We start from the raw sequence: 22,318 nt of genomic DNA on the forward strand, positions 1-22,318 counted from the left end.
GCCCGACAAAGTCGGGAACCGCCAGGGCCGCGAGCGCGATTATTGCCGGAACGGCACCGGGATTGCTGGTTCAGGAATACAGCGGCTGGACACCCATTTGCAGATGCAGCGCATTCACCGTCTGCTGGTTGAGCCCGAGCGCGCGCGCAAGGCTGTCGAGATACTCGGCCTCGGATTGCTTATCGAGACGGATCGACATCAGGGACATGGAATAGACCTGGGCCTTGAGCGGCGCGGGCGTGTCGGCGGCCAGCGCGTCCACATCGATGGGCGCGGCAATCTGCTCGCGCACAAAGCTGATGTCCTCGGCATCCGCATCCGGCCCCAGGGCTTCCATGATCTTGGCCTGTTCGTCTGCGTCGATTTCCCCATCCGCCTTGGCCGCCTGGAACATTGCCCGCAACAGCAGGCCCGCCACCTCTTCGGCCTGCGGCGCCAATTGCGGCGTTCCGAACTGATCGATCACTGCGCCCGCGCTCTGCCCGCTCATCGCGGCGGCACCGCCAAGGGCCGCGAGAACCCCGGCGAGACCCGTCCCGCTTTCGGACGTGCCCGAAAGCAATCCGCCCTTTTTCTCGCCGGATGCAGAGCCGCCGCCGGTCAGCGTCGACAGGTCGAATCCCGCCTGCGCCGCCATTTTCGAGACCATTTCCTGAATGTTTCCCATACCGCCCCTGGTCATCTGGCCGATCATGTCCTGCACGCTGCCCTTGCCGGCACCGCCGCCCATTTGCGCCATCATATCCTGCATGTTGCCCATGCCCGGGGCCTGATCGGCCTGGGCATCCTCGGGCGCGATATGAGCGCCACCGAACAAGGCCCCGATGCCACCACCGCCCGATATCCTGTCGACGCCGCGTGCCGCCGCATATCCGATCGCCAGCTTTGCCAGTGTTCCCATCAGACTCATGTCCGTCTCTCCCCTTTGATTCAAATTGCCGAAACCATCACCTTACCGTGACACAAGTTTGCCGCCTGTGAAGGAAAAATATCCGGAAAATCCTGCGTCGGGGCCCGGGCGGGCATCACTCGGCGGCCAGATCGACCCAGATCGGCAGATGATCGGAGGCGATATGCGCCGGCCGTTCATCGTAAACGCCGTGCCGGGCCGCAACCAGTCCGCGACTGAGCGCGATCCTGTCCAGTGGTCCCACCGGACGCGGCGAGGGAAAGCTTGGTCGCGGCGGCAGGAAGCGCATTTTCGGCGCACATTGATCCAGAACCGGCAAGCGCGACCATTCGTTGAAATCGCCCGCCCAGACGGTCCGCATCTCGTGCAGCCCGCTGGTCAGTTCCGCGAGATGCTGAACCTGCCTGCGTCGGTATTGCCCGATCAGCCCGAGATGCAGACCCACCACCCTGAGCTGCCCCAGCGGCGTTTCGAATTCGACCCGAACGGCGCCGCGCGGTTCCAGCCCCGGCAAGGTCATCTGCCCCAGCGCGGTCAGGCCGATCCGTGTACCCCGCCAGATGATGGCGTTGCCATGCCACCCGAGCGATCCCGCCCCGCCCAGATCCGCGATATGCCATCCCGCCTCGTTCAGAACGAAATGAGGCAGGGCGGCCGGTCTTGGCGGCAGCCTCTTGTCGGCCTCTTGCAGCACCACGATCTCGGCCCCCAGCCCATCGAGCACTTGCAGGATGCGACGTGGTTGACGGCGCAGGTCGAGCCCCACGCATTTCTGGATGTTGTAGCTTGCCAATCTCAGGTGGGCGGGGTCGGGAGAGAGTGTCTTCATGCGGGTCCGGGCAGCTGGCTCGCCCCTCTCTTGCGTGTTGCGAATGAAAACCGCAAGCCCGGTCCGTCACGGATGCTTGACATGTGAATAATCCGACCGTCATCTGGCGCAATGGATCAGAAGCGTGGCATTGACGGGTTCGGAGCGGCGGCTCTTATCGGGTGCGCATCGATACTCGCATTCAACCAGATTGTGATCAAGGTCACCGGTGACGGCTTTGCGCCGCTGTTTCAGGCCGGATTGCGTTCGGTCGGAGCGACGGTTTTCCTGTTGATCTGGATGCGGGCGCGCGGTCTGAACATCACCCCACCGCCGGGAACCCTCTATTGGGGCATCCTTTCGGGTGTCTTTTTTTCCTTGGAATTCATAGGTATATATATCGCTCTTGACCTGACCACGGTGTCGCGCGCCTCGATCCTGCTTTATTCGATGCCGGTCTGGGTGGCGCTTGGAGGTCACTTTTTGCTGCCCGGCGAGCGGTTGACTCCGATGCGCATGGCAGGCCTTGCCCTGGCGCTCGGGGGCGTGGCATTGGCCGTCGCCGACCGCAGCAGCGGCAAGCCGAGCGTCGCGGGCGATCTGCTGGCGCTGGGGGCGGCTCAGGCCTGGGCGGCGATCGCGCTCATGGTACGGGTGACACCGATGCGACGAATGCGCCCGGAATCACAGCTGCTCTGCCAGGTGGTCGTGTCCGCATTGGCGCTGCTGGCCCTTGCCCCGCTCTTTGGCCCCCTGCTCCGCGACCCGCAGCCTGTTCACTATGCCGGCCTGGCGTTTCAGGCCATCGTCGTTGTCGGACTCGCCTATCTCATTTGGTTCTGGCTGATGACGATCTATCAGGCCAACAGCGTCGCGTCCTTCTCGTTCCTGTCGCCGGTGCTGGCCGTGCTGTTCGGGTGGCTGATCCTTGGCGAAACCATCGGGCCGCCGATCTGGGGGGCGCTGGCGCTGGTCGCCGTCGGCATCACGCTGATCAACCGCCGCTGATCAACCGCCGCTGATCATGTGCCGCAAAACGTGGCCGCGACAACCTCGTCCGGCATCGGGGGGCGCGCCAGATCGGCGGCATCCGGCTGCTCTTCATAGGGTCGGGAAAGAACCGCGTTCAGGCGCTTGAACGGCGCGTAATCCCCCTCGACCGCTGCGGCTATCATCTGTTCGATCCGGTGATTGCGCGGGATGAAGGCCGGGTTGGCAGCGCGCATCACCGCCTGCGGGTCGCTCTCGGTCGTCAGGCGGTCTTGCCAGTTCGCCTCCCAAGCATCGAACGCGGCGGGGTCTGTGAATTGATCTCGTGCGGAACCATTGCCCAGAGCGCGGAAAGTATTGGTGAAATCCGCCTGGTTCCCGGTCATCCGCATTAGCAGATCGCCGATCAGCGCCACATCCTCGGTGCGTGCATCCGAGAGCCCGATCTTGGCCCCGAAGCCGGCAAGCCAGTGCTGCCGGATCAGATCGGGCATGGCATGGACGATCCCGGTCGCCTCTTCCACCATCGCCTCGCGGTCGTCGTATTGCTGGATCAGCGCCGTCGCAAGCTGTGCAAGGTTCCAGACCGCGATATCGGGCTGATTCGAATAGGCATAGCGCCCCGTGCGGTCGATCGAGCTGAAAACCGCTGCCGGATCGTAGATATCCAGAAAGGCGCAGGGGCCATAATCGATGGTCTCCCCCGAGATCGAGGAATTGTCGGTGTTCATCACCCCGTGGATGAACCCGACGCACATCCAGCGCGCAATGAGCCGCGCCTGTGCATCCCGCACCGCCGCCAACAGGCCCATTGGCCCGTCGGCATCGGGATAGTGCCGCGCGATTGCATAATCGGTCAGACGTTTCAGATTGTTGGTATCACCGCGCGCAGCGAAGATCTGAAACGTGCCGACGCGCAAATGGCTCGCCGCCACGCGCGTCAGCACGGCACCGGGCATCGCCCCCTCGCGATAGACCGGCTCGCCGGTTTCGACAGCGGCCAGCGCGCGGGTCGTGGGCACCCCGAGCGCATGCATCGCTTCGCTGACCACGTATTCGCGCAGGACCGGACCAAGCCATGCCCGTCCGTCCCCGCCCCGCGAATAGGCGGTGCGCCCCGATCCCTTGAGCTGGATATCCCGCCTGACCCCGTCGATCCCGACGGTTTCGCCGAGCAGCACCGCCCGCCCGTCGCCAAGCTGCGGATTGTATTGCCCAAACTGGTGACCGGAATACAACTGGGAAATCGGCGTCGCGCCCTCGGGCAGCCGGTTGCCGGCAAAGACCTGCGCCATTTCCCCGACCTCTCCGGGTTCGATGCCCATCAACCGGGCGAGGTCGGCGTTGAACGCGATCAGCCTGGGAGCGGTCACCGGGCTTGGCGGTTGCGTGGAAAAGAATGCGGGCGGCAGGCGCGCATAGCTGTTGTCAAATGGGATGCTCAGGGTCATGTCCCATACATAACCACCCGTGACACGATTGCCAGAGACAGCGCGCATGACCGTCTTGCCGGCGCAGGACGCAGGGCACAGTCAAAGCATCGGCTACGTGACATCGCAGCAGCAGTCACGCAGAAACGTCCGAACCTGCCGACTCGCAAATCCGGCCACCGCCGACCGGCTGGCGAACCCCGGTCGTCGTGGGGCAAGAGGTCGGCAACCCGCGCGCCACACGGACGGCGAGATAGGCAAAGGCCTGTGCTTCGAGCATGTCCCCATCCAGCCCCACCGATTCAACCGGCGCCACCGGACAGGTCAGCGCCTCGTCCAGCATTGCCATCACGACCGGGTTCAAGCGCCCGCCGCCGGTGACGAGCAACCGGCCCGGTGCTCTGGGGCAATGCGCCAACCCGCGCCTGACCGCCGCAACACTCATCGCCGTCAGCGTCGCCACCGCATCCGCGTCCGGAAGGTCGTCCACCAGTGACGAGGCGAAGACAAAATCGTTTCTGTCCAGAGACTTCGGAGGATCTCTTGTGAAATAGGGTGAGGCCAGAAACTCCTCGATGAGTTCGCGATGCACAACGCCCCGCTTCGCCAGTTCACCGTCACGATCCATTGTCATCCCGAGCCTTGCCTGCATCAGGTCATTGATCGGAGCGTTTGCGGGGCCGGTATCGAAGGCGAGCAAGGCCCCCGGATCCTCGGGGCGCGCGCGGGAACTGTCCACATAGGTCAGGTTGCCGACACCACCAAGGTTGAGAAAGGCAATCGACGTCTGCGCACCGATCCTGCGGGCACAGGCGAAATGATAAAACGGCGCAAGCGGCGCCCCTTCGCCCCCCTGCGCAACGTCATCGCTGCGAAAATCCCAGACCACGGGCACCCCGAGCACATCGCTCAACGCCGCCCCGTCCCCGGCCTGCAACGTGCCGCGCCCGCGCGGGTCATGCGCCAGAGTCTGGCCGTGAAACCCGATGATATCGACCTGTTCGAACTCTGCGATCACTTCGCGATGCGCCGCCGTGACAACCCGCGCCGCCGCATCGACGCGGGCACCCTCCCAATGCCCGAGCGCGGCACGCAGAATCTCCTGTTCCTTGTCGGAATATGGGCGATAGCGACCCGGACCGAACGCGGTCACGTCATGCCCGTCGGTCTCGATCACCGCCGCGTCCACACCATCAAGCGATGTGCCCGACATCAGTCCGAGCGCGCGCATCGTACCTGTTGCGCTTCTGGCCCTATTCATGGCCTTTTCCTTTATGTCACTGCCCCCTATACACTGCCCCGCAACATCAACCCGAGGCAAGCCATGACCTACCATCCCAAATCGGAATTCATCGCCACGATGATCGAGCGCGGCTTTCTGGCCGACTGCACCGATTATCAGGGCCTTGACGATGCCATGATCGCAGGGGTGGTTCCGACCTATATCGGCTATGATGCAACGGCGAAGTCGCTGCATGTGGGGCATTTGCTGAACATCATGATGCTGCGCTGGCTGCAAAAGACCGGGCACAAGCCGATCACCCTGATGGGGGGCGGCACCACCAAGGTGGGTGATCCGTCCTTCCGTTCGGATGAAAGACCCCTGCTCGGCCCCGAACAGATCGACGAGAATATCGCCGGAATGAAGCAGGTTTTCGCCAAGTACCTGACATATGGCGACGGGCCGACCGATGCCCTGATGCTGAACAATGCGGAATGGCTGGATGGCCTGAATTACCTCGATTTCCTGCGCGACATCGGCCGGCATTTCTCGGTCAACCGAATGCTGTCCTTTGAGTCGGTCAAGTCGCGGCTGGATCGCGAGCAATCGCTGTCCTTTCTCGAATTCAACTACATGATCCTGCAAGCCTATGATTTCCTTGAACTCAACCGGCGTTATGGATGTCTGTTGCAGATGGGCGGCAGCGACCAGTGGGGCAATATCGTCAACGGCATCGACCTGACACGCCGGGTGCTCGATCACGAAATCTACGGGCTGACCTCGCCGCTTTTGACCACCAGCGACGGCCGCAAGATGGGCAAGAGCCAGGGCGGTGCGATCTGGCTGAATGAGGACATGCTGAGCCCGTATGAATTCTGGCAGTTCTGGCGCAACACCACCGATGCCGATGTCGGGCGGTTCCTCAAGCTCTATACCGAACTTCCGGTCGATGAGTGCGACCGGCTTGGCGCGCTGGCCGGGTCCGAGATCAACGAGGCCAAGATCCGGTTGGCCAACGAGGTCACGAGCCTGTGCCACGGGGTCGAGGCAGCCCGGGCCGCCGAAGCCACGGCACGCGAAGTGTTCGAAAAAGGCGGCGTGGGCGACGACCTGCCGACACTGTCGCTGACGCAGCAGGAACTGCCGATCTCGATCGTTCAGGTCATCCTGCGCGCGGGGCTGGCGAAATCCGGCAAGGAAGCCAAGCGGCTGATCGCCGAACAGGGTGCGCGGCTGGATGACGCGCCACTGACCGATGCCGGGTTGATGCTGGATGCCACTGCACTGGCGAACCCCGTCAAGCTGAGCGCGGGCAAGAAGCGTCACGCGCTGGTTCAGCTCGCAGAGTGACTGTCAGAGCAGCAGCCAGTCCACGAGGCTGAGCACCACGAAGACCGGCATCGACAGGATGCTGGCCAGTATCAGCGCCGCCGCCCGTGTCGGACGCGCGGGCGGGCATGTGAAGCCCTGAACGGTATCGCGTGAGTTGCGCATGCAGGCATTAACCCGGCATTAGGTTCATGTCGGGTTAATGGGCATCATGTTCGACAGCTTTCCGTCTCGGGGCGCGCGTGCCCTGCCCTTGCAACAACATCCGAATTTCGTTGCCGCATTGCGTGCCTGCGGTCAGGATCCGTTGCAGCTGCACCGGCCGGTCCCGGCGGTGATTCTGCGGCAAAGGCTTGGCGGACGTGTCCCCGTGGCTATGCTTGCGCGGGCAGAACCGTCATTGATGTGCGCCGATTGCGACGACTGGCTTCATTCCAACGGGCTGGCGCGCACGCCACTCATCCTGTCACCCGATTCCCCCTGCGCCACGCGGCTTGCGGCACGCGGGGCCGTGCCGCTGATGACTCCCAACTGGGTCGCGGAAATCGACCTCACAGCAACCAGCGACGAACGCCGTGCCCGCCTGCATCCGAAATGGCGCAACCGGCTGGTTCGGGCCGAGAGCAACAAACACTTGCGGATCTCGATCAGCACCCGCGCCCTCACGCCGGACCATTGGCTGTTCACGGCGGATCTGGCGCTCCAGCGGCAGCGCGGATTTCGCAACTGGCCCACCGCCCTGACCCTGGCCTATGCGCGGAAAAACCCGGATCAGGCGGTCCTCATCACCGCCCGTGACGGCCGCAAGGACGTGGCCGCGATGCTGTTTCTGCGCCACGGCCGCGCCGCCACCTATCACATCGGTCACAGCACACCGGCCGGCCGTGCACTGTCGGCCCATACCCTGATCCTGTGGCGGGCCGCCTGCTGGCTTGCGGAACACGGTGTCGCGCGGCTGGATCTCGGCCAGATCGACACGCGAAATGCCGCTGGTCTCGCCCGGTTCAAACTGGGCAGCGGCGCGGTCGCCCGTCCGCTGGGCGGCACATGGCTCTGGTGGCCCCCGCTGGGCAGATCGGCAAGGTGGTTCGCCACACTTGATCGTCACCGGATGCAGGCGGGATCACCCTGACCGCTGGACATCATGCGCGCCCCGCGATTAACTGAACATATGTTCAAATGAGGGGGATTCACCCATGAAACTGTCCAGCACGGCCGCAATCGTCACCGGCGGCGCCTCCGGCCTCGGCGAGGCCACCGCCCGCCATTTTGCGGCGCAGGGGGCGCAGATCACGATCCTGGACCGGGACGAAGAGCGGGGCACCGCCGTTGCGGCGGAAATCGGCGGGCATTTTGCACAAACCGACGTGACCGACGAAAACTCCGTCACCGCAGCCATCGCCCACGCGATGGACCGGATGGGCAAGATCTCCGCCTGCGTCAATTGCGCCGGGATCGCCTATGGAATCAAGACCGTGGGCAAGGACGGGCCACATCCGCTCGACGCGTTCAAGCGCACGCTGGACATCAACCTTGCGGGCACCTTCAACGTCTCGCGGCTCGCGGCGGTCGAAATCGCCCGCAACGCGCCGGAACCGGATGGCGCACGAGGCGTCATCATCAACACGGCGTCGATCGCGGCGTTTGACGGGCAGAAGGGACAGGCCGCCTATTCCGCGTCCAAAGGTGGTGTCGTCGGCCTGACACTTCCGATGGCCCGCGACCTTGCGAGCACGGGCATCCGGGTCATGACCATCGCGCCCGGCATCTTCATGACACCAATGCTCGCAGGATTGCCCGAAGAGGTTCAGAAACAACTGGCCGCCGATGTTCCCAACCCGCCGCGGCTTGGCGATCCGTCGGAATACGGGCAACTCGCGGGCTTTATCGTCGAAGCGGGATACCTCAATGGCGAGGTCATCCGCATCGACGGCGCGTTGCGCATGCGTTAACATCCGGCCTTTTCCTCAAGCGTCAACCACTCTTCTTCGGCAGCGGCAAGCTTGGCCTGCCGCGCCACCAGCGCCTCTGTCGCCTTCTGAAACTTGGCAGGCTCGCGTGTGTAGAGGTCCGGATCGGCCATGAACCCCTCGAGCTTGGCAATCTCGGCTTCCAGCCGGGAGATTTCGTCGGGCAACGCCTCCAGCCTGTGCTTCTCGGTAAAGGACAGCCCGGATTTCGGTGCGGACGGCTTGTCGTTGCGGGGCTTGACGGCCTTCGGCTTGTCACTGGCGGGCTCGGCAACCGGTTCCTTGCGCTGCGAGACATAATCGCTCCACCCGCCCGCGTAGAGCGTTGCCCGCCCCTTGCCTTCCATGGCCACGGTCGCCGTTGCCACCCGATCAAGGAAATCGCGGTCGTGGCTCACCAGCAGCACCGTGCCGTCGTATTCGTCGAGCAATTCCTGCAGCAGGTCGAGCGTTTCCACGTCGAGATCGTTGGTCGGCTCGTCCATCACCAACAGGTTGCTTTCCCGCGCCATCAGCTTGGCCAGCAGCAGCCGCGCCTTTTCACCACCGGACAGCGAACGCACTGGCGCACGGGCCTGTGCCTCGTCAAACAGGAAATCCTTGAGATAGCTGACCACATGGCGCGGCGCGCCGCGCACCATCACCTGATCCGCACGTCCCGAAACCCGCATTTCGGCATCGCCCGTCAGACTGTCCCACAGGGTCATGTCCGGATCGAGCTGCGCGCGGGCCTGATCGAAAACCGCGATTTCAAGGTTGGTTCCGAGCCTGACCTGTCCGGAATCCGGCCTGATCTCTCCCAGAAGCATCTTGAGCAGCGTGGTCTTGCCCGCACCGTTCGGCCCGACAAAAGCGATACGGTCGCCGCGCTGCACGGTGATCGAGAAATTCCGGATGATCTCGATCTCGTCAAAGGATTTCGAGATCGCTTCGGCGTCGATCACCTTCTTGCCGGATTTTTCGCCCGAGGCCAGCGCGAGATCGGCAGTGCCCTGCCGACGCACCTGGCCTGCCCGTTCCGCCCGCAATGCCTGTAATGCGCGCACCCGTCCCTGGTTGCGCTTGCGCCGTGCGCTGATGCCTTCGACCGCCCACCGCGCCTCGGACTTGATCAGACGATTGAGCTTGTGGCGCTGCATGTCCTCTTCTTCCCAGACGCTGTCGCGCCACGCCTCGAAAGCCTCAAAGCCCTTGTCCTGGCGGCGCACCGCCCCCCGGTCGATCCACAAGGTCGACCGCGACAGGGCGCGCAGGAACGCGCGGTCGTGGCTGATCAGAACATAGGCGGCGCGGGTAGTGGACAATTCGCGCTCAAGCCAGTGGATCGCCTCGATATCGAGATGGTTGGTCGGCTCGTCCAGCAGCATGAGATCGGGCGCCTCCCCCATCAGCTTGGCCAGCGCCGCGCGTCGTCTCTCGCCGCCCGACGCGGTCTTGACCGGGCGGTCCGGGTTGAATTTCAGCCCCTCGCCCGCGCGTTCGATCCGGTACATCTCGCCCGGTTCGAGCCCGCTCGCCGCATAGTCGCCCAGCGTGGCGAACCCCGCCATATCGGGATCCTGCTCCATATACCCCACGGATGATCCCGGCGCAGCGATCACCGCGCCCCCGTCGGGCTCGACAAGGCCGGCCATCACTTTCATCAAGGTGGATTTTCCCGATCCGTTCCGCCCGACAAGCGCCATGCGGTCGCCGGGTTGTACCACCAGATCGAGATTTGCAAAAACCGGATCGCCGCCAAAGCCGAGGGAGATACCGGAGAGTTGAAGCAGGGGAACACGGGCCATGGCAGCCAGCTAAACCGCCCGGCCGCACGCGTCAACGCCCAAGGCGCGGTCCGTTCAGACGCGTTGAACCGCGAGATATCGAAGGTGCGACAAAGCCCGACCGGCCCACTCGGGTACATCGTAACAGGGCAAGGGTTTGCGGGCCTGGAGCGGGTGAAGGGAATCGAACCCTCGTCGTCAGCTTGGGAAGCTGCTGCTCTACCATTGAGCTACACCCGCGACGCAGATCGGGATAGCCGAAGCCTCTTTGCCGCGCAAGATCAAAAGCCTGCGCGACGCATCACCGGCTTTGCGAACCCCATGGTGCCGCCAGTTTCGCAGACACCGCGATTTTACGGGAACTGTGCCGGAATTTTCCCCGTTTTTCGTGCCGGTGCATCCGATAGTGATACCCGTAACGACATCGCAACCGGATAGGAGATCAACATGCCCGTGTTTCTGAACAATGCCGCCCGTTTTTTCCTTTCGTTCGCACCGGTTGCAGACAGCCAGGCCTATTGCGCGCGGGAAGTGAGCCGCGAAAAAACCAAGGTTCAGGGGCAGTTGCGCGCGGAATACACTGAGATTTTCAAGTCTGACCTTCGCCAGTTGCGCGCCGCACACTGATCGGACCTGCTATTCGGAATCCCGCGACGTTTCCAACGCCTCAAGACGTGCCCGGTAATGCGCCAGCACAAACAGCCGAATGGCCGTCGCCAGACCTGTATCGGTGCCGCGCGCTTCGTCTATCCGCGCCGCCATCACGTTGATGGCGACCGATTCTTCCTCGGCAATCTGTCGGAACGCGGTCCAGAATTCGTCTTCCAGGGAAACCGATGTGCGATGCCCGCGCAGGGTCAGCGAATGCTTCTTTGGACGCCCGCTCATTCCTCGGCCTTGTGACCGTCCAGATCGCGCCGGGCCTTGTCGGCACGGGCGCGATCCAGATTTTTTTCGTCCTTCGTTCGCCCGAACCGGATCGCGTTCTCGTCGGCGCGGGACCGTTTGTCGGTCCGCGCCTTCTGCTTGCGATACTGGTTCAGGTTGACCGGCTTTGACATCAGTCCCGAGGGCCGATCATCTGTTCCGGGCGCACGACCTTTTCAAAGGTCTCTTCGTCAACAAAGCCGAGTGCGATCGCCTCTTCCTTGAGGGTGGTGCCATTCTTGTGCGCGGTCTTGGCGACCTTGGTGGCATTGTCATAGCCGATGGTCGGCGCCAGCGCCGTCACCAGCATCAGGCTTTCTTTCATCAGCTTGTCGATGCGCGGCTCGTTGGCCTCGATCCCGTTCAGCATCCGCTCGGTAAAGCTGTCCGCGACATCGCCGATCAACTGGATCGATTGCAGCAGATTGTAGCTCATCATCGGGTTGTAGACGTTCAACTCGAAATGTCCCTGGCTGCCGGCGAACTTGATCGCCGCGTCATTGCCCATCACATGCGCGGCAACCTGTGTCATCGCCTCGGCCTGTGTCGGGTTGACCTTGCCCGGCATGATCGAGCTGCCCGGCTCGTTCTCGGGAAGGATCAGTTCGCCCAGACCCGAGCGCGGGCCGGAGCCGAGGAAACGGATGTCGTTGGCGATCTTGTACATCGAGCCGGCGACCGTGGCGAGGGCACCGGACATGAACACCATCGCGTCATGCGCGGCGAGCGCCTCGAACTTGTTCGGCGCGGTCACGAATGGCAGGCCGGTGATCTCGGCCATGTTCGCCGCGACGGTTTCGCCCCAGCCCTTGCGGGTGTTCAGACCGGTGCCAACGGCGGTGCCGCCCTGCGCAAGCTCATAAATCCCCGGCAGCGCCGCGTTGACGCGCGCGATGCCCTGGCGGATTTGATGGGCATAGCCCGAGAATTCCTGACCCAGCGTCAGAGGGGTCGCATCCTGGGTGTGGGTGCGTCCGATCTTGATGATGTCCTTGAACTGTTCGGCCTTGGCCTCGAGCCCGGCGGCAAGTTTCTCAAGCCCCGGCAACAGGACGTCGCGCACGCTCATCGCGGTGGCGATATGCATCGCCGTCGGGAAGGTATCGTTGGAAGATTGCCCCATGTTGCAGTGATCGTTCGGATGCACCGGGTCCTTGGAGCCGATGACGCCGCCGAGAATCTCGATTGCACGGTTTGCGATCACCTCATTCGAGTTCATGTTCGACTGGGTGCCGGAACCGGTCTGCCAGACGACCAGCGGGAAGTTGTCATCGAACTTGCCTTCGATCACTTCTCCTGCTGCCTGGATGATCGCGTCGGCCAATTCGGGGTCCAGCGCACCCGAAGCCTTGTTGGCCTGGGCACAGGCTTGCTTTATCACCCCAAGCGCGCGCACGATCGCAACCGGCTGCTTTTCCCAGCCGATGGGAAAATTCTGAATCGACCGCTGGGTCTGGGCCCCCCAATATTTGTCGGCCGGGACCTCAAGCGGTCCAAAGCTGTCGGTTTCGGTGCGTGTCTGGGACATGTCGGGTCTCCGTCTGGTATGCCGTTGCACGCCGTTTAGCTGCCACGGGGGGTCGGTGCAATCTGCCATCTGGGCGCAGGCTGCACCGTGATGGCCCAGGGTTGCAACACTTGCATCATTGAGATTGGCCCCCGACCCGGTAAGATGGCCGCATGACAAACGCACGCCTCCGAGGATGTCGCGGATGACGTCCATTCATGCCCGGTTCAACCACGCGTTACGGTCGCTGATCGCCATCGCGCTCCTTTGCCTTGCGGCATCCGGTGCCTGGGCCGATATCGGACGTTTCGTCGGCCACTACACCGGTTCGGCCGAGATGATAGACATGGACGGCACCACCGAGCCGCGCGACATGAGCGTCACCATCAGCCAGACCCGGAAGGGGTTTTCGGTCGAATGGACGACGACCAGGTACAAATCGGAAAACCGGATCAAGGAAGCGACTTTCATGATCGATTTCCTGCCGACCGATCGCGACGGTGTGTTTTCAGCGGCGATGAAACGCAATGTCTTTGGCCATCAGACCCAACTCGATCCGATGCGTGGCGAACCCTATGTCTGGGCGCGCATCGAGGGGGATACGCTGACGGTGTTTTCGCTCTTCGTGAATGACAGCGGTGGCTACGAGATGCAGCAGTTCGACCGCACGCTGACGCAAGGGGGGCTGGATCTGAAATTCACCCGAACCGCGAATGGCAAGGAAACCCGAACGACCGATGTGTTCCTGAAACGGAACTGAGACGGGCGACCAGCTGCGCCACCCGACGTTTCAGCCAAACCCCTCTGCCCCGGTCGCTATTTTCGGAAACTGTCGAGCGACACGATCTCGGCGTCGGCCTTTTCCGCCGTCGCCTCGTCTTCCTGCGCGTGATCGGTGTTGATCGCCGCCGGCATCAGCGCCTCGACCTCGTCCGGCTCTTCTTCCTCTTCCGCATTTTCGAAACGCAGGCCGAATTCGACGGACGGGTCCACAAAGGTCTTGATCGCGTCATAGGGAATATACAGCGGTTCGGGCGCGTCCCCGAAATTCAGGGTAACCGCAAACCCGTCGTCACCGACATCAAGATTGTCGAACCAGTGCTGCATGACCACGGTCATCTCGCCCGGATAGCGATCACTCAGCCAATCGGCCAGTTCAACACCGGGATGCGAGGTGTCGAAGGTGATAAAAAAGTGATGCGCACCCGGCAGGCCATTCTCTGCCACGTCCTGCAGAACGGACTTGATCAGCCCGCGCATCGCTGCGTGCATCAGGTTTCCATAGTCGATATCGCGGGACATTTATTTTTCCAAACCAGGAGACTGCCTAAGCATAAGGGATTCGAGCATAAACAAAACCCTGCGACAACCCCAATTTGACCTGCGACGGGCCGCAAACGAAAAGGACGGACCACATGGGTCCGCACCTCGCCGGGTTTTCGGCATTGCACTGCGACCGATCAGCCGATCAACGCATCCGCGAACTGTTCGCGCAGCGTCCGTTTCAGCACCTTGCCCGTTGCGTTGAGCGGCAGTTCATCCACGAACACCACCTTGTCGGGCACCTGCCAGCTCGCGATCTTGCCGTCATAGAAGGCCAGCAATTCTTCCTCGGTCGGCGCTTCGTTCTCGGCGACAACCGCAACAAGCAATGGGCGCTCGTCCCATTTCAGGTGCCGCACCCCGATGACGGCGGCATTGGCCAGCTTGGGATGCCCCATGGCGATATTCTCAAGCTCGACCGAGCTGATCCATTCCCCGCCGGACTTGATGATATCCTTGGACCTGTCGCGAATGGTCATGAAACCGTCCGGATCAAGCGTCGCGACATCTCCTGTCGCGAACCAGCCGTCCTGCAACGTTTCCTGATCTTCCATGCGGAAATAGCTGTCGATGACCCAATGCCCCCGCACCAGAAGATCGCCCTGCGTCTCCCCGTCGTTCGGCAGCGTCTTGCCCTCTTCGTCCACCACCTTCAGTTCGACGCCGAATGGCGGACGACCCTGGTTTTCACGCACCTTGTGCTGCGCCTCGATGGGCAGTTCAAGGTGCTTGGCCAGCGGAATATTCACCGAACCCAGCGGGCTCATTTCGGACATGCCCCACGCATGAATGGTATCGACGCCGAAATCCTCGCGGAACTGCTTCATCATCGACGGTGGACAGGCCGATCCGCCGACAACCGTCCGCTTGAGACTGTCCAGCTTGCTGCCCATGCGCTTGGCATGCGCCAGCAATCCCAGCCAGATGGTCGGCACACCCAGTGCCATCGTCACGTGATGCCCGTCGATCAGCTTGACCAGGCTCTCGCCATCCAGCCCCGGCCCCGGCATCGCCAGCCGGCTCCCGGCCATCGCCGCGCAATAGGGCACGCCCCAGGCATTGACGTGGAACATCGGCACCACGGGCATCACCACATCCATCGCCGTCAGCCCGAGCGTATCCGCCAGGTTGGCCGCATAGCTGTGCAACAGCGTGGAGCGATGCGAATACAGAACGCCCTTGGGATTTCCGGTGGTCCCCGACGTGTAACACAGGCTCGAGGCGGTATTCTCGTCGAACACCGGCCATTCGTAATTCTCGTCACCGGTTTCGATCAGCTCGTCATAGAACATCAGACCTGGCACCTGTTCGGCCAATGCCTCGTCGCGCGGGCCCATCAGGACCACATGCTTGAGATTGGGCAGGTGCTCGCCGAGCTTTGCAACGATCGGCAGGAAGGTGGCATCGAGAAACAGAACCTGATCATCCGCATGGTTGATGATATAGATCAGCTGTTCGGGAAACAGGCGCGGGTTGATGGTATGACAGACGAACCCCGCCCCCGACACGCCGAAATAGATCTCCAGGTGGCGCCGGTTGTTCCACGCGATCGTGCCACAGCGTGCCTGCGGTTCAAGGCCCAGCTTGTGCAGCGCCGATCCCAGCTTGCGGGAATTGCGCGCCACCTCGCGCCAGTTCGTGCGGGTTACGCCCCCCGATGTTTCGACCGACACGATCTCGGTGTCGCCATGATAGGTCGCGGCGTGATCGATCAGCGACGAAATCAGCAGGGGTGCAGTCATCATCTGGCCCAGCATGCAAGGCTCCTCGTAAAATGCTTCTGGACGGGCACAGGCCCGTACGCGTTCCGGATAGATGAGGCGTCGTCACGGGTCCGGCCATGCAGGTCGCCCGTCTGTCCGTCTCCTCCTCCGCGCAGCCTGCCAAGGTTGCCGCGCGATGGCAATATCGGGCTTGCCCCGAAATCGCACTCCGGATAGCCATTTGGCAAATGACCTTGCGTTACCACTCACCGCTGAGCCCGCCCGAACAGCTTGCCGCCGGGCTCGCCACGCCGCAAACCCTCGCCCTGGCGGATCGCGTGCGCTATGCCGAGCTCGACATCCTGCACCATGTCAACAACAAATCCTACATGGGCTGGTTCGAAACCCTGCGGGTCGCACATTTCGACATGTTCTGTGCCCGCCACTTCGCACCGAACGGCAAACCGCGCCTGGTGCTGCGCAACGCCAACATGCAATTCATCCGCGAGATGGTGATGGGCGAAGACTATGTCGCCACCGCCCGCGTGAGCGCCTTCCGAACCACGTCCTACACGCTCGAACAACAGCTCTGGTCAGGCGATCTGCGCGCCACCCTGACCGCCGTGATGGTCCTGCTCACCCCCGACGGCGCCGGACGCATGCCGCTTCCCGCCAGCCTCAGACAGCAGTTCGAACAGCAGGAAGGCGCAAGCCCGCCCGCCTGACCCGCCCCTTCATCTTTGCAGAAATACTCCGGGGGTGAACGGTGAAAATCCCGATTTTCACCGGAGGGGGCAGCGCCCCCTGCCCCGGTCAGGCGGCGCCACCGTGCCGGTGCACATATTCGACAAGCGCCGCGGTCGAGCCATCCTTGCCCGACGCAGCCCGCGTTCCATCGACCACAGGCCCCAGGGTCGTCGCCAGTTCCTTGCCAAGCTCGACCCCCCACTGGTCAAAGGAGTTGATGCCCAGGATGACCCCTTCGACAAAAACCCTGTGCTCATAGAGCGCGATGATCTGGCCCAGTTGAAACGGCGTCAGAAGCGGATAGACCAGCGTCGTCGACGGGCGGTTTCCGGGAAACACCCGATGCCGCGCCTGACGCTCGAGCTCGGCCCCCTCGAACCCCTGCCCCGCCATGCGCGCGCGCGCCTCGTCGAGCGATCGCCCCCGCATCAGCGCTTCCGATTGCGCCAGGCAATTCGCCACCAGCAGGCGATGCTGATGCGCCAGATCCGGTTCGTGCCCCAGCGCCGCCACCATGAATTCGCATGGCACGACACCGGTTCCCTGGTGGATCAGCTGATAGAAAGCATGCTGGCCATTGGTGCCCGGTTCGCCCCAGACGACCGGCCCCGACGCAACCGCCAGATCGCCACCATCCATCGCCACGCTCTTGCCGTTGGATTCCATCTCGAGTTGCTGCAGATAGGCCGGCAGGCGCGCAAGGCGCTGATCGTAAGGCAGCACCGCGCGCGTCGGATACCCGCAGACCTGATGATGCCATATCCCGATCAGCGCAAGCAGCACCGGCAGGTTCTCATGCCATGCCGCGGCCTGGAAATGCCGGTCCATCGCCTGACCGCCCCTGAGAAACGCGTCAAAGGCCTCCGGGCCGATGGCAAGCATCAGCGACAGACCGATCGGCCCCCAGACCGAGTAGCGTCCGCCGACCCAATCCTCGAACCCGAAGACATGCGCATCGTCGATACCGAACTCCGCCGTCCGATCCTCTGCCGTCGAGAGCGCCGCGAATTGCATCGCCGGATCGCCGCCGCCTTCCACGAGCCAGGCCCGCGCGGTGCGGGCATTGGTCATGGTCTCGATGGTGGTGAATGTCTTTGACGCCACGATGACCAGCGTGGTCTTCGGATCGAGACCGCGCAGGGTGTCGGAAATATGCGCTCCGTCCACGTTGGAAACGAAATGACAACGCGGTCCGTCGTGATAGGGCGACAAGGCAAGCGTCGCCATCGCCGGGCCAAGATCCGACCCGCCGATCCCGATATTCACCACATCGGTAAACGCACCGCCGGCCCCGCGTTTCCGGCCGGAGCGGACCGCGTCGGAAAATTCACGCATGCGCGAGAGCGTTTCCAGAACGGCGGGCATCACGTCGACCCCGCCCGTTATCACCGGTCCGCCATCGAGGTTGCGCAGCGCCGTGTGCAGGACCGCGCGGTCTTCGGTCTCGTTGATCCGCGCGCCCGCGAACATCGCCGCTCGCCGCCCGGCAAGATCGACCTCGTCGCAAAGCGCAAAGAGCGCCTCCATGATCCTCGCATCGACAAGCGTCTTGGAATAATCCAGCCGCAGATCCCCGGCTTGCGCCGAAAATGTCGCGGCGCGTTCGGGATCGGTGGCGAACAGGTCGAGGATCCGTCGCGACGCCGCGGTCTCGTGCAGTTTTTTCAGACCGGTCCAGTCAACCATGTGTCACTCCGCCCAATGGATCGTCATTTCGTCCAGCACCGCGCGGACCGGCGCGTCTTCGGGAGGCAGATCCTGCGCCCTCTCCAGCGCCGCGCGCTTCTCGGCGCCAAAGATCACCAGATGCTTTGCCATCGCGCCGTTCAGCACCCGTGCGCTCAGGCTGACCCGTGTTTCCGGCACCGTTGCGGGCCGCAGGACCGACAGGATCGGCGCGTCATCCGCGAGCGCCGCCTGCAACCCATCCGCACCGGGAAACAGCGAGGCCGTGTGCATGTCTTCGCCCATCCCAAGCAGCAGCACCGAAATCGGCAGGTCCGGTTCCAGCCGTGCCGCAACCTCGGGCAGCACGCTGTCGGGCTCGGAGTCCGGCACATGAAACGGCAGCAGCGTCGCCGCAGCCGCCCGCCCGGTCAGCAGCCGCGCGGCGATCAGTCCCGCATTGCTGCGCGGATCGTCCTGCGGCACCCACCGTTCGTCGGTTGCAAAGACATGCACCCGGCTCCAGTCGAGATCGGCAGCGCAAAGCGCATCGAAAATCGGCCCGGGCGTCGTGCCCCCCGGAACGGCAAGCGAGGCATGGTCATGCGTCAGCAAAACCGATTCGAGACTCCCCGCAAGCGTGTTCGCCAGGTCGATCGCCGCGAGTTCGCGATCCGCGTATTCTACGATATTCATGGTTTGATTCCCCGCCACATGCGACCGTCGCGCCGCAACATCTGGTCCGCGTCGACCGGGCCCACACTACCACTTTCATAGGGTTTGGGCACCTCTCCGCGCGCCTGCCATCCGGCGATGACCGGATCGGCCCAGGCCCAGGCGGCCTCGACCTCGTCGCCGCGCATGAACAGCGTCTGGTTGCCCCGGATCACATCCATGATCAGCCGTTCGTAAGCGTCCGGCGGATCGCCCCCGTCAGGGCCAAGCGCATCGGCAAAGGTCATGTCAAGCGGCACATCGACCAGCCGCATGCCGCCGGGGCCGGGTTCCTTGATCGTCACCTGCAGGGTGATTCCCTCGTTCGGCTGCAACCGGATCGACAGGACATTCGCGTGCCGGCCGGCTTCGGGTCCGAAAATCGAATGCGGCGCATCCTTGAACACCACGCTGATCACCGAAGAGCGCGCCACCAACCGCTTGCCCGTGCGCAGGTAGAACGGCGTGCCCGCCCACCGCCAGTTGCTGATATGCGTCCTCAGGGCGACATAGCTTTCGGTGCTGCTGCGCGGATTGCCCGCCGCTTCGCGATAGCCCGGATGCTCTCCGTCGAGCGCCTCGTACTGGCCACGCACGATGTGATGGGGCTCGACCGGGTCCAGCGCCCGGATCACCTTGAGTTTTTCGTCCCGCACCGCGTCCGGGTCGAATTTCGCCGGCGGTTCCATCGCGATCAGACACAAGAGCTGCATCAGATGGTTCTGCACCATGTCCCGCATCGCACCGGCCTTGTCGTAATACTCGCCACGCCCTCCGACCCCCACGGTTTCCGCGACAGTGATCTGGATGTGGTCCACATACTGGCTGTTCCAGAGCGGCTCGAACAGCATGTTGCCAAAGCGAATCGCCATCAGGTTCTGCACGGTTTCCTTGCCGAGATAATGATCGATGCGGTAAATCTGTCCTTCGTCGAAATGTTCGGCCAGGGTATCGTTCAGCGCCCGCGCGGTCGCCAGATCGTGGCCAAACGGTTTTTCGACAACGATACGCGACTGCTCGGTCGCCATCCCGTGCAGGTGAATCCGTTCAGCCAGGTCGCCGAACAGAGCCGGGGCCACCGAGAAATAAAACGCCCGCACCGCCCCTTCGCGCATCTTGCCCGCCAGATCCTCCCAGCCATCAGTGCCGCGCGCATCGACCCTCACGTAATCGGTGCGTGCAAGAAACGCCTCCAGTTGCGGGCAGTCCGCGTCGGCGGCACCGCCATATTCAACGATCGCATCGCGCACCATCGCACGATATTCATCGATGTCATGCCCGGACCGCGCCGCCCCGAAAACCCGTGCTTCCTCGGGCATTTGCCCTGCGCAGAACCGGCGATACAGAGCCGGCAGGATCTTGCGCCGCGCAAGGTCGCCCGTGCCGCCGAATATCACCAGATCGAACGGTTCCACCGGAATGACTCGTGATACCATGATCAGCCCTACCCTTGTGTTGAGGTGATTCAAGTCGAATGTTAGCGCTCACATACACCAACGCTGCGGTGTATCACAACTGTGTCAATCGCCGTATTGTCACGTTTCTCCGCCGACCTGCCTCGGCTAAACCGGTTTCATGCTTAACACAACGAAAGATGACAAATGAAAGATCTGGACGCAAAACCCGCCAATATCGGCAAGTTCCAGGATCGATTTGTCACCGCCGATGGCCAGGAGCGGGCCTCGGTGTCACTCGGCAAGCCGGAAACGCTGTGGTTCAACACCGGGACGCAATGCAACATAGAATGCGCGAATTGCTATATCCTGAGCAGTCCGACGAATGACGCCCTGGTCTACATGACCGCGAGCGAGGTCATCGGTTATCTCGACCAGATAGCAGAGCGCGCATGGCCGATCCGCGAAATCGGGTTTACCGGCGGCGAACCCTTCATGAACCCCCAGATGATCGACATGGCGCGCGCCGCGCTGTCGCGCGGTTACGAGGTACTGATCCTGACCAATGCCATGCGCCCGATGATGCGCGAACGTGTACAAAACGGGCTCGCCGCCCTGCATGCAGAGTTCGGGGCGAAACTGACATTGCGGGTCTCGCTCGACCATCACAGCCGCACCGTTCACGACAAGGAACGTGGTGCCGGCAGTTTTGACAAGACGCTGGCCGGGATGGCATGGCTGCGCGATACCGGCATTCGAACGACGGTGGCCGGACGAGCGCAGTTCGCTGAAAGCGAGACCTCGGCCCGCACCGGCTTTGCGGCGCTGTTTCAGGCGCATCGCTTTGCAATCGACGCGCAAAATCCGGCGGAGCTGGTGCTGTTCCCGGAAATGGATGAAACCATCGAGGTTCCCGAGATCACCACCGCCTGCTGGGACATTCTGGGCAAGCGGCCAGAGGATGTCATGTGCGCCTCTTCGCGCATGGTGGTCAAACGCAAGGGGGCCGAACACCCCGCCGTGCTGGCGTGTACCCTGCTGCCCTATGTGCCGGAGTTCGAACTCGGCACGACCCTTGCCGAAGCCGAACGCGACGTGCATCTGAACCATCCGCACTGCGCCAAGTTCTGCGTTCTGGGCGGGGCAAGCTGCTCTGCGTGAACACACCACGCAACTGCGGCGGAACCTGTGACACACGGCTTGGACTGACCCTTTTGCCGGTCTGAGGAAAGCCGTGTCAGACCCCACCGCAATTTCCGAAACCTTGACCGCTCAGGGCTTCGAAACGGTGACAGCAACCGAGTTCCAGCCGCAGCACATCGCACAACATTGCCGGCAGAGGGCAACAGTGATACGGATCTGAGTTCCAATGGGTGCAAGGCAACCGCGTGAAAGACCGGGGAATGGCCCTGCCGTATACTGAAATGCCACAAAATCGCCTGTGCGCACCGATCCCAAACGTCTTGAAAAGACGTTTAACGCGAATTCTCATTCGCGTTTGCAAGGCCGTTGCAACGGCCTTGCCCGTATCCTTCCTGGCGGTCACTTGTCGATATGCGCCGCACATTCCCTGATGTCCGACGTCAACCCTGAAGTCAGTGCAGCGTGAACTCTCCGACCTGGTTCTGCCATTCACCTGACGACAACATCTTGCGGTGTGTAAAGCGGACAGAGTGCAGAGGCCCGTCGATCTCGCGTTGCCAGAACTCCACGAATTTGAACAGCGCCGGATGGTCCGGTGCAAGGTCATAATCCTGCCAGATAAAGCTGTTCAGAACATGTGTGTAATCCGGCATGTGATAGAACAGTTCCGCCGTTGTCAGCCCATATCCTCGCAGCATCAGTTCGGTTTCAGTCTTTTCCATGATCCAACTCGTAAATTGCCTCGATAGGATCATGATCGGCAAAATTTG

At 62.7% G+C, this 22,318-nt stretch carries 23 protein-coding genes and 1 tRNA gene; 8 read left to right on the forward strand and 16 right to left on the reverse strand.

What is annotated here, in order from left to right:
- Positions 1 to 70: 70 nt before the first annotated feature.
- Together AB9K34_RS23245 and AB9K34_RS23250 are read right to left on the reverse strand one after the other, a co-directional pair.
- Positions 71 to 910 carry a DUF533 domain-containing protein gene (locus AB9K34_RS23245; protein ID WP_369957062.1) on the reverse strand — a complete coding sequence of 280 codons (840 nt, stop codon included), beginning with the start codon at positions 908 to 910 and terminating at the stop codon, positions 71 to 73.
- A 115-nt stretch (positions 911 to 1,025) separates the two neighbouring features.
- Positions 1,026 to 1,739 (reverse strand): endonuclease/exonuclease/phosphatase family protein, encoded by a 714-nt coding sequence (locus tag AB9K34_RS23250; RefSeq protein ID WP_369957063.1) that lies wholly within the window; start codon positions 1,737 to 1,739, stop codon positions 1,026 to 1,028.
- A 111-nt stretch (positions 1,740 to 1,850) separates the two neighbouring features.
- On the opposite strand from AB9K34_RS23250, the gene AB9K34_RS23255 reads away from it, so the two are divergent.
- Positions 1,851 to 2,726: a DMT family transporter gene (locus AB9K34_RS23255; RefSeq protein ID WP_369957065.1), complete on the forward strand. Its 876-nt coding sequence runs from the start codon at positions 1,851 to 1,853 to the stop codon at positions 2,724 to 2,726.
- Positions 2,727 to 2,740: 14 nt separating this feature from the next.
- On the opposite strand, the gene AB9K34_RS23260 is transcribed toward AB9K34_RS23255, so the two are convergent.
- A complete protein-coding gene (locus tag AB9K34_RS23260; RefSeq protein ID WP_369957067.1) occupies positions 2,741 to 4,159 on the reverse strand; it encodes a YdiU family protein in 1,419 nt (472 codons plus the stop codon).
- 115 nt (positions 4,160 to 4,274) lie between these two features.
- Positions 4,275 to 5,399, reverse strand: coding sequence for an anhydro-N-acetylmuramic acid kinase (locus tag AB9K34_RS23265; RefSeq protein ID WP_369957069.1), 1,125 nt, complete (start codon positions 5,397 to 5,399; stop codon positions 4,275 to 4,277).
- A 63-nt stretch (positions 5,400 to 5,462) separates the two neighbouring features.
- Here AB9K34_RS23265 and tyrS point away from each other — a divergent pair, with 63 nt between their 5' ends.
- A complete protein-coding gene (gene tyrS, locus AB9K34_RS23270; protein ID WP_369957071.1) occupies positions 5,463 to 6,710 on the forward strand; it encodes a tyrosine--tRNA ligase in 1,248 nt (415 codons plus the stop codon).
- Between the two features lie 3 nt (positions 6,711 to 6,713).
- Here tyrS and AB9K34_RS23275 read toward each other — a convergent pair whose 3' ends face one another.
- Positions 6,714 to 6,854 (reverse strand): hypothetical protein, encoded by a 141-nt coding sequence (locus AB9K34_RS23275; RefSeq protein WP_369957072.1) that lies wholly within the window; start codon positions 6,852 to 6,854, stop codon positions 6,714 to 6,716.
- Between the two features lie 46 nt (positions 6,855 to 6,900).
- Between AB9K34_RS23275 and AB9K34_RS23280 the strand changes: the two genes are divergently transcribed.
- Together AB9K34_RS23280 and AB9K34_RS23285 are read left to right on the forward strand one after the other, a co-directional pair.
- Positions 6,901 to 7,821: a GNAT family N-acetyltransferase gene (locus AB9K34_RS23280; RefSeq protein ID WP_369957073.1), complete on the forward strand. Its 921-nt coding sequence runs from the start codon at positions 6,901 to 6,903 to the stop codon at positions 7,819 to 7,821.
- A 64-nt stretch (positions 7,822 to 7,885) separates the two neighbouring features.
- Positions 7,886 to 8,641 (forward strand): 3-hydroxyacyl-CoA dehydrogenase, encoded by a 756-nt coding sequence (locus tag AB9K34_RS23285; protein ID WP_369957075.1) that lies wholly within the window; start codon positions 7,886 to 7,888, stop codon positions 8,639 to 8,641.
- On the opposite strand, the gene AB9K34_RS23290 is transcribed toward AB9K34_RS23285, so the two are convergent.
- Together AB9K34_RS23290 and AB9K34_RS23295 are read right to left on the reverse strand one after the other, a co-directional pair.
- A complete protein-coding gene (locus AB9K34_RS23290; protein ID WP_369957077.1) occupies positions 8,638 to 10,446 on the reverse strand; it encodes an ABC-F family ATP-binding cassette domain-containing protein in 1,809 nt (602 codons plus the stop codon). The two genes, AB9K34_RS23285 and AB9K34_RS23290, sit on opposite strands and share 4 nt — an antisense overlap.
- 145 nt (positions 10,447 to 10,591) lie before the next feature.
- Positions 10,592 to 10,665: transfer RNA gene (locus tag AB9K34_RS23295), tRNA-Gly, on the reverse strand.
- A 207-nt stretch (positions 10,666 to 10,872) separates the two neighbouring features.
- Between AB9K34_RS23295 and AB9K34_RS23300 the strand changes: the two genes are divergently transcribed.
- A complete protein-coding gene (locus AB9K34_RS23300; protein ID WP_369957079.1) occupies positions 10,873 to 11,052 on the forward strand; it encodes a hypothetical protein in 180 nt (59 codons plus the stop codon).
- A 9-nt stretch (positions 11,053 to 11,061) separates the two neighbouring features.
- On the opposite strand, the gene AB9K34_RS23305 is transcribed toward AB9K34_RS23300, so the two are convergent.
- Genes AB9K34_RS23305 through fumC form a run of 3 tightly spaced genes read right to left on the reverse strand, consistent with a single transcriptional unit; the run spans position 11,062 to position 12,880 of the window.
- Positions 11,062 to 11,313 carry a ribbon-helix-helix domain-containing protein gene (locus AB9K34_RS23305; RefSeq protein ID WP_369957081.1) on the reverse strand — a complete coding sequence of 84 codons (252 nt, stop codon included), beginning with the start codon at positions 11,311 to 11,313 and terminating at the stop codon, positions 11,062 to 11,064.
- Complete coding sequence (locus tag AB9K34_RS23310) at positions 11,310 to 11,486, reverse strand: DUF4169 family protein (RefSeq protein ID WP_369957082.1); 177 nt, start codon at positions 11,484 to 11,486, stop codon at positions 11,310 to 11,312. Before AB9K34_RS23310 ends, AB9K34_RS23305 begins: the two co-directional genes overlap by 4 nt.
- The gene (gene fumC / locus AB9K34_RS23315) at positions 11,486 to 12,880 is read right to left on the reverse strand and encodes a class II fumarate hydratase (RefSeq protein WP_369957084.1); all 1,395 of its coding nucleotides are present in this window, start codon (positions 12,878 to 12,880) and stop codon (positions 11,486 to 11,488) included. The genes AB9K34_RS23310 and fumC overlap by 1 nt, the downstream gene beginning before the upstream one ends.
- A 184-nt stretch (positions 12,881 to 13,064) precedes the next feature.
- On the opposite strand from fumC, the gene AB9K34_RS23320 reads away from it, so the two are divergent.
- The gene (locus AB9K34_RS23320) at positions 13,065 to 13,619 is read left to right on the forward strand and encodes a hypothetical protein (protein WP_369957085.1); all 555 of its coding nucleotides are present in this window, start codon (positions 13,065 to 13,067) and stop codon (positions 13,617 to 13,619) included.
- Between the two features lie 56 nt (positions 13,620 to 13,675).
- Here AB9K34_RS23320 and AB9K34_RS23325 read toward each other — a convergent pair whose 3' ends face one another.
- The gene (locus AB9K34_RS23325) at positions 13,676 to 14,161 is read right to left on the reverse strand and encodes an SspB family protein (RefSeq protein ID WP_369957086.1); all 486 of its coding nucleotides are present in this window, start codon (positions 14,159 to 14,161) and stop codon (positions 13,676 to 13,678) included.
- Between the two features lie 158 nt (positions 14,162 to 14,319).
- The gene (locus AB9K34_RS23330; protein ID WP_369957088.1) at positions 14,320 to 15,939 is read right to left on the reverse strand and encodes a long-chain-fatty-acid--CoA ligase; all 1,620 of its coding nucleotides are present in this window, start codon (positions 15,937 to 15,939) and stop codon (positions 14,320 to 14,322) included.
- A 194-nt stretch (positions 15,940 to 16,133) separates the two neighbouring features.
- Here AB9K34_RS23330 and AB9K34_RS23335 point away from each other — a divergent pair, with 194 nt between their 5' ends.
- On the forward strand, positions 16,134 to 16,610 hold the full coding sequence (locus AB9K34_RS23335; protein WP_369957089.1) for an acyl-CoA thioesterase: 477 nt from the start codon (positions 16,134 to 16,136) through the stop codon (positions 16,608 to 16,610).
- Between the two features lie 88 nt (positions 16,611 to 16,698).
- Here AB9K34_RS23335 and pgi read toward each other — a convergent pair whose 3' ends face one another.
- The 3 genes from pgi to zwf are packed head-to-tail and all read right to left on the reverse strand — an operon-like array spanning position 16,699 to position 20,447.
- Positions 16,699 to 18,318: a glucose-6-phosphate isomerase gene (gene pgi / locus AB9K34_RS23340; protein WP_369957091.1), complete on the reverse strand. Its 1,620-nt coding sequence runs from the start codon at positions 18,316 to 18,318 to the stop codon at positions 16,699 to 16,701.
- 3 nt (positions 18,319 to 18,321) lie between these two features.
- Positions 18,322 to 18,993, reverse strand: coding sequence for a 6-phosphogluconolactonase (gene pgl, locus AB9K34_RS23345; RefSeq protein ID WP_369957092.1), 672 nt, complete (start codon positions 18,991 to 18,993; stop codon positions 18,322 to 18,324).
- Positions 18,990 to 20,447: a glucose-6-phosphate dehydrogenase gene (zwf, locus tag AB9K34_RS23350; protein ID WP_369957094.1), complete on the reverse strand. Its 1,458-nt coding sequence runs from the start codon at positions 20,445 to 20,447 to the stop codon at positions 18,990 to 18,992. Before zwf ends, pgl begins: the two co-directional genes overlap by 4 nt.
- A gap of 165 nt (positions 20,448 to 20,612) precedes the next feature.
- Here zwf and AB9K34_RS23355 point away from each other — a divergent pair, with 165 nt between their 5' ends.
- Positions 20,613 to 21,566 carry a radical SAM protein gene (locus tag AB9K34_RS23355; RefSeq protein WP_369957096.1) on the forward strand — a complete coding sequence of 318 codons (954 nt, stop codon included), beginning with the start codon at positions 20,613 to 20,615 and terminating at the stop codon, positions 21,564 to 21,566.
- Between the two features lie 434 nt (positions 21,567 to 22,000).
- Here AB9K34_RS23355 and AB9K34_RS23360 read toward each other — a convergent pair whose 3' ends face one another.
- On the reverse strand, positions 22,001 to 22,270 hold the full coding sequence (locus AB9K34_RS23360) for an usg protein (RefSeq protein WP_369957098.1): 270 nt from the start codon (positions 22,268 to 22,270) through the stop codon (positions 22,001 to 22,003).
- Positions 22,271 to 22,318 lie beyond the last annotated feature (48 nt).

The organism is Sedimentitalea sp. XS_ASV28 (assembly GCF_041224545.1).
In the GTDB taxonomy this organism is placed as follows: domain Bacteria; phylum Pseudomonadota; class Alphaproteobacteria; order Rhodobacterales; family Rhodobacteraceae; genus Sedimentitalea.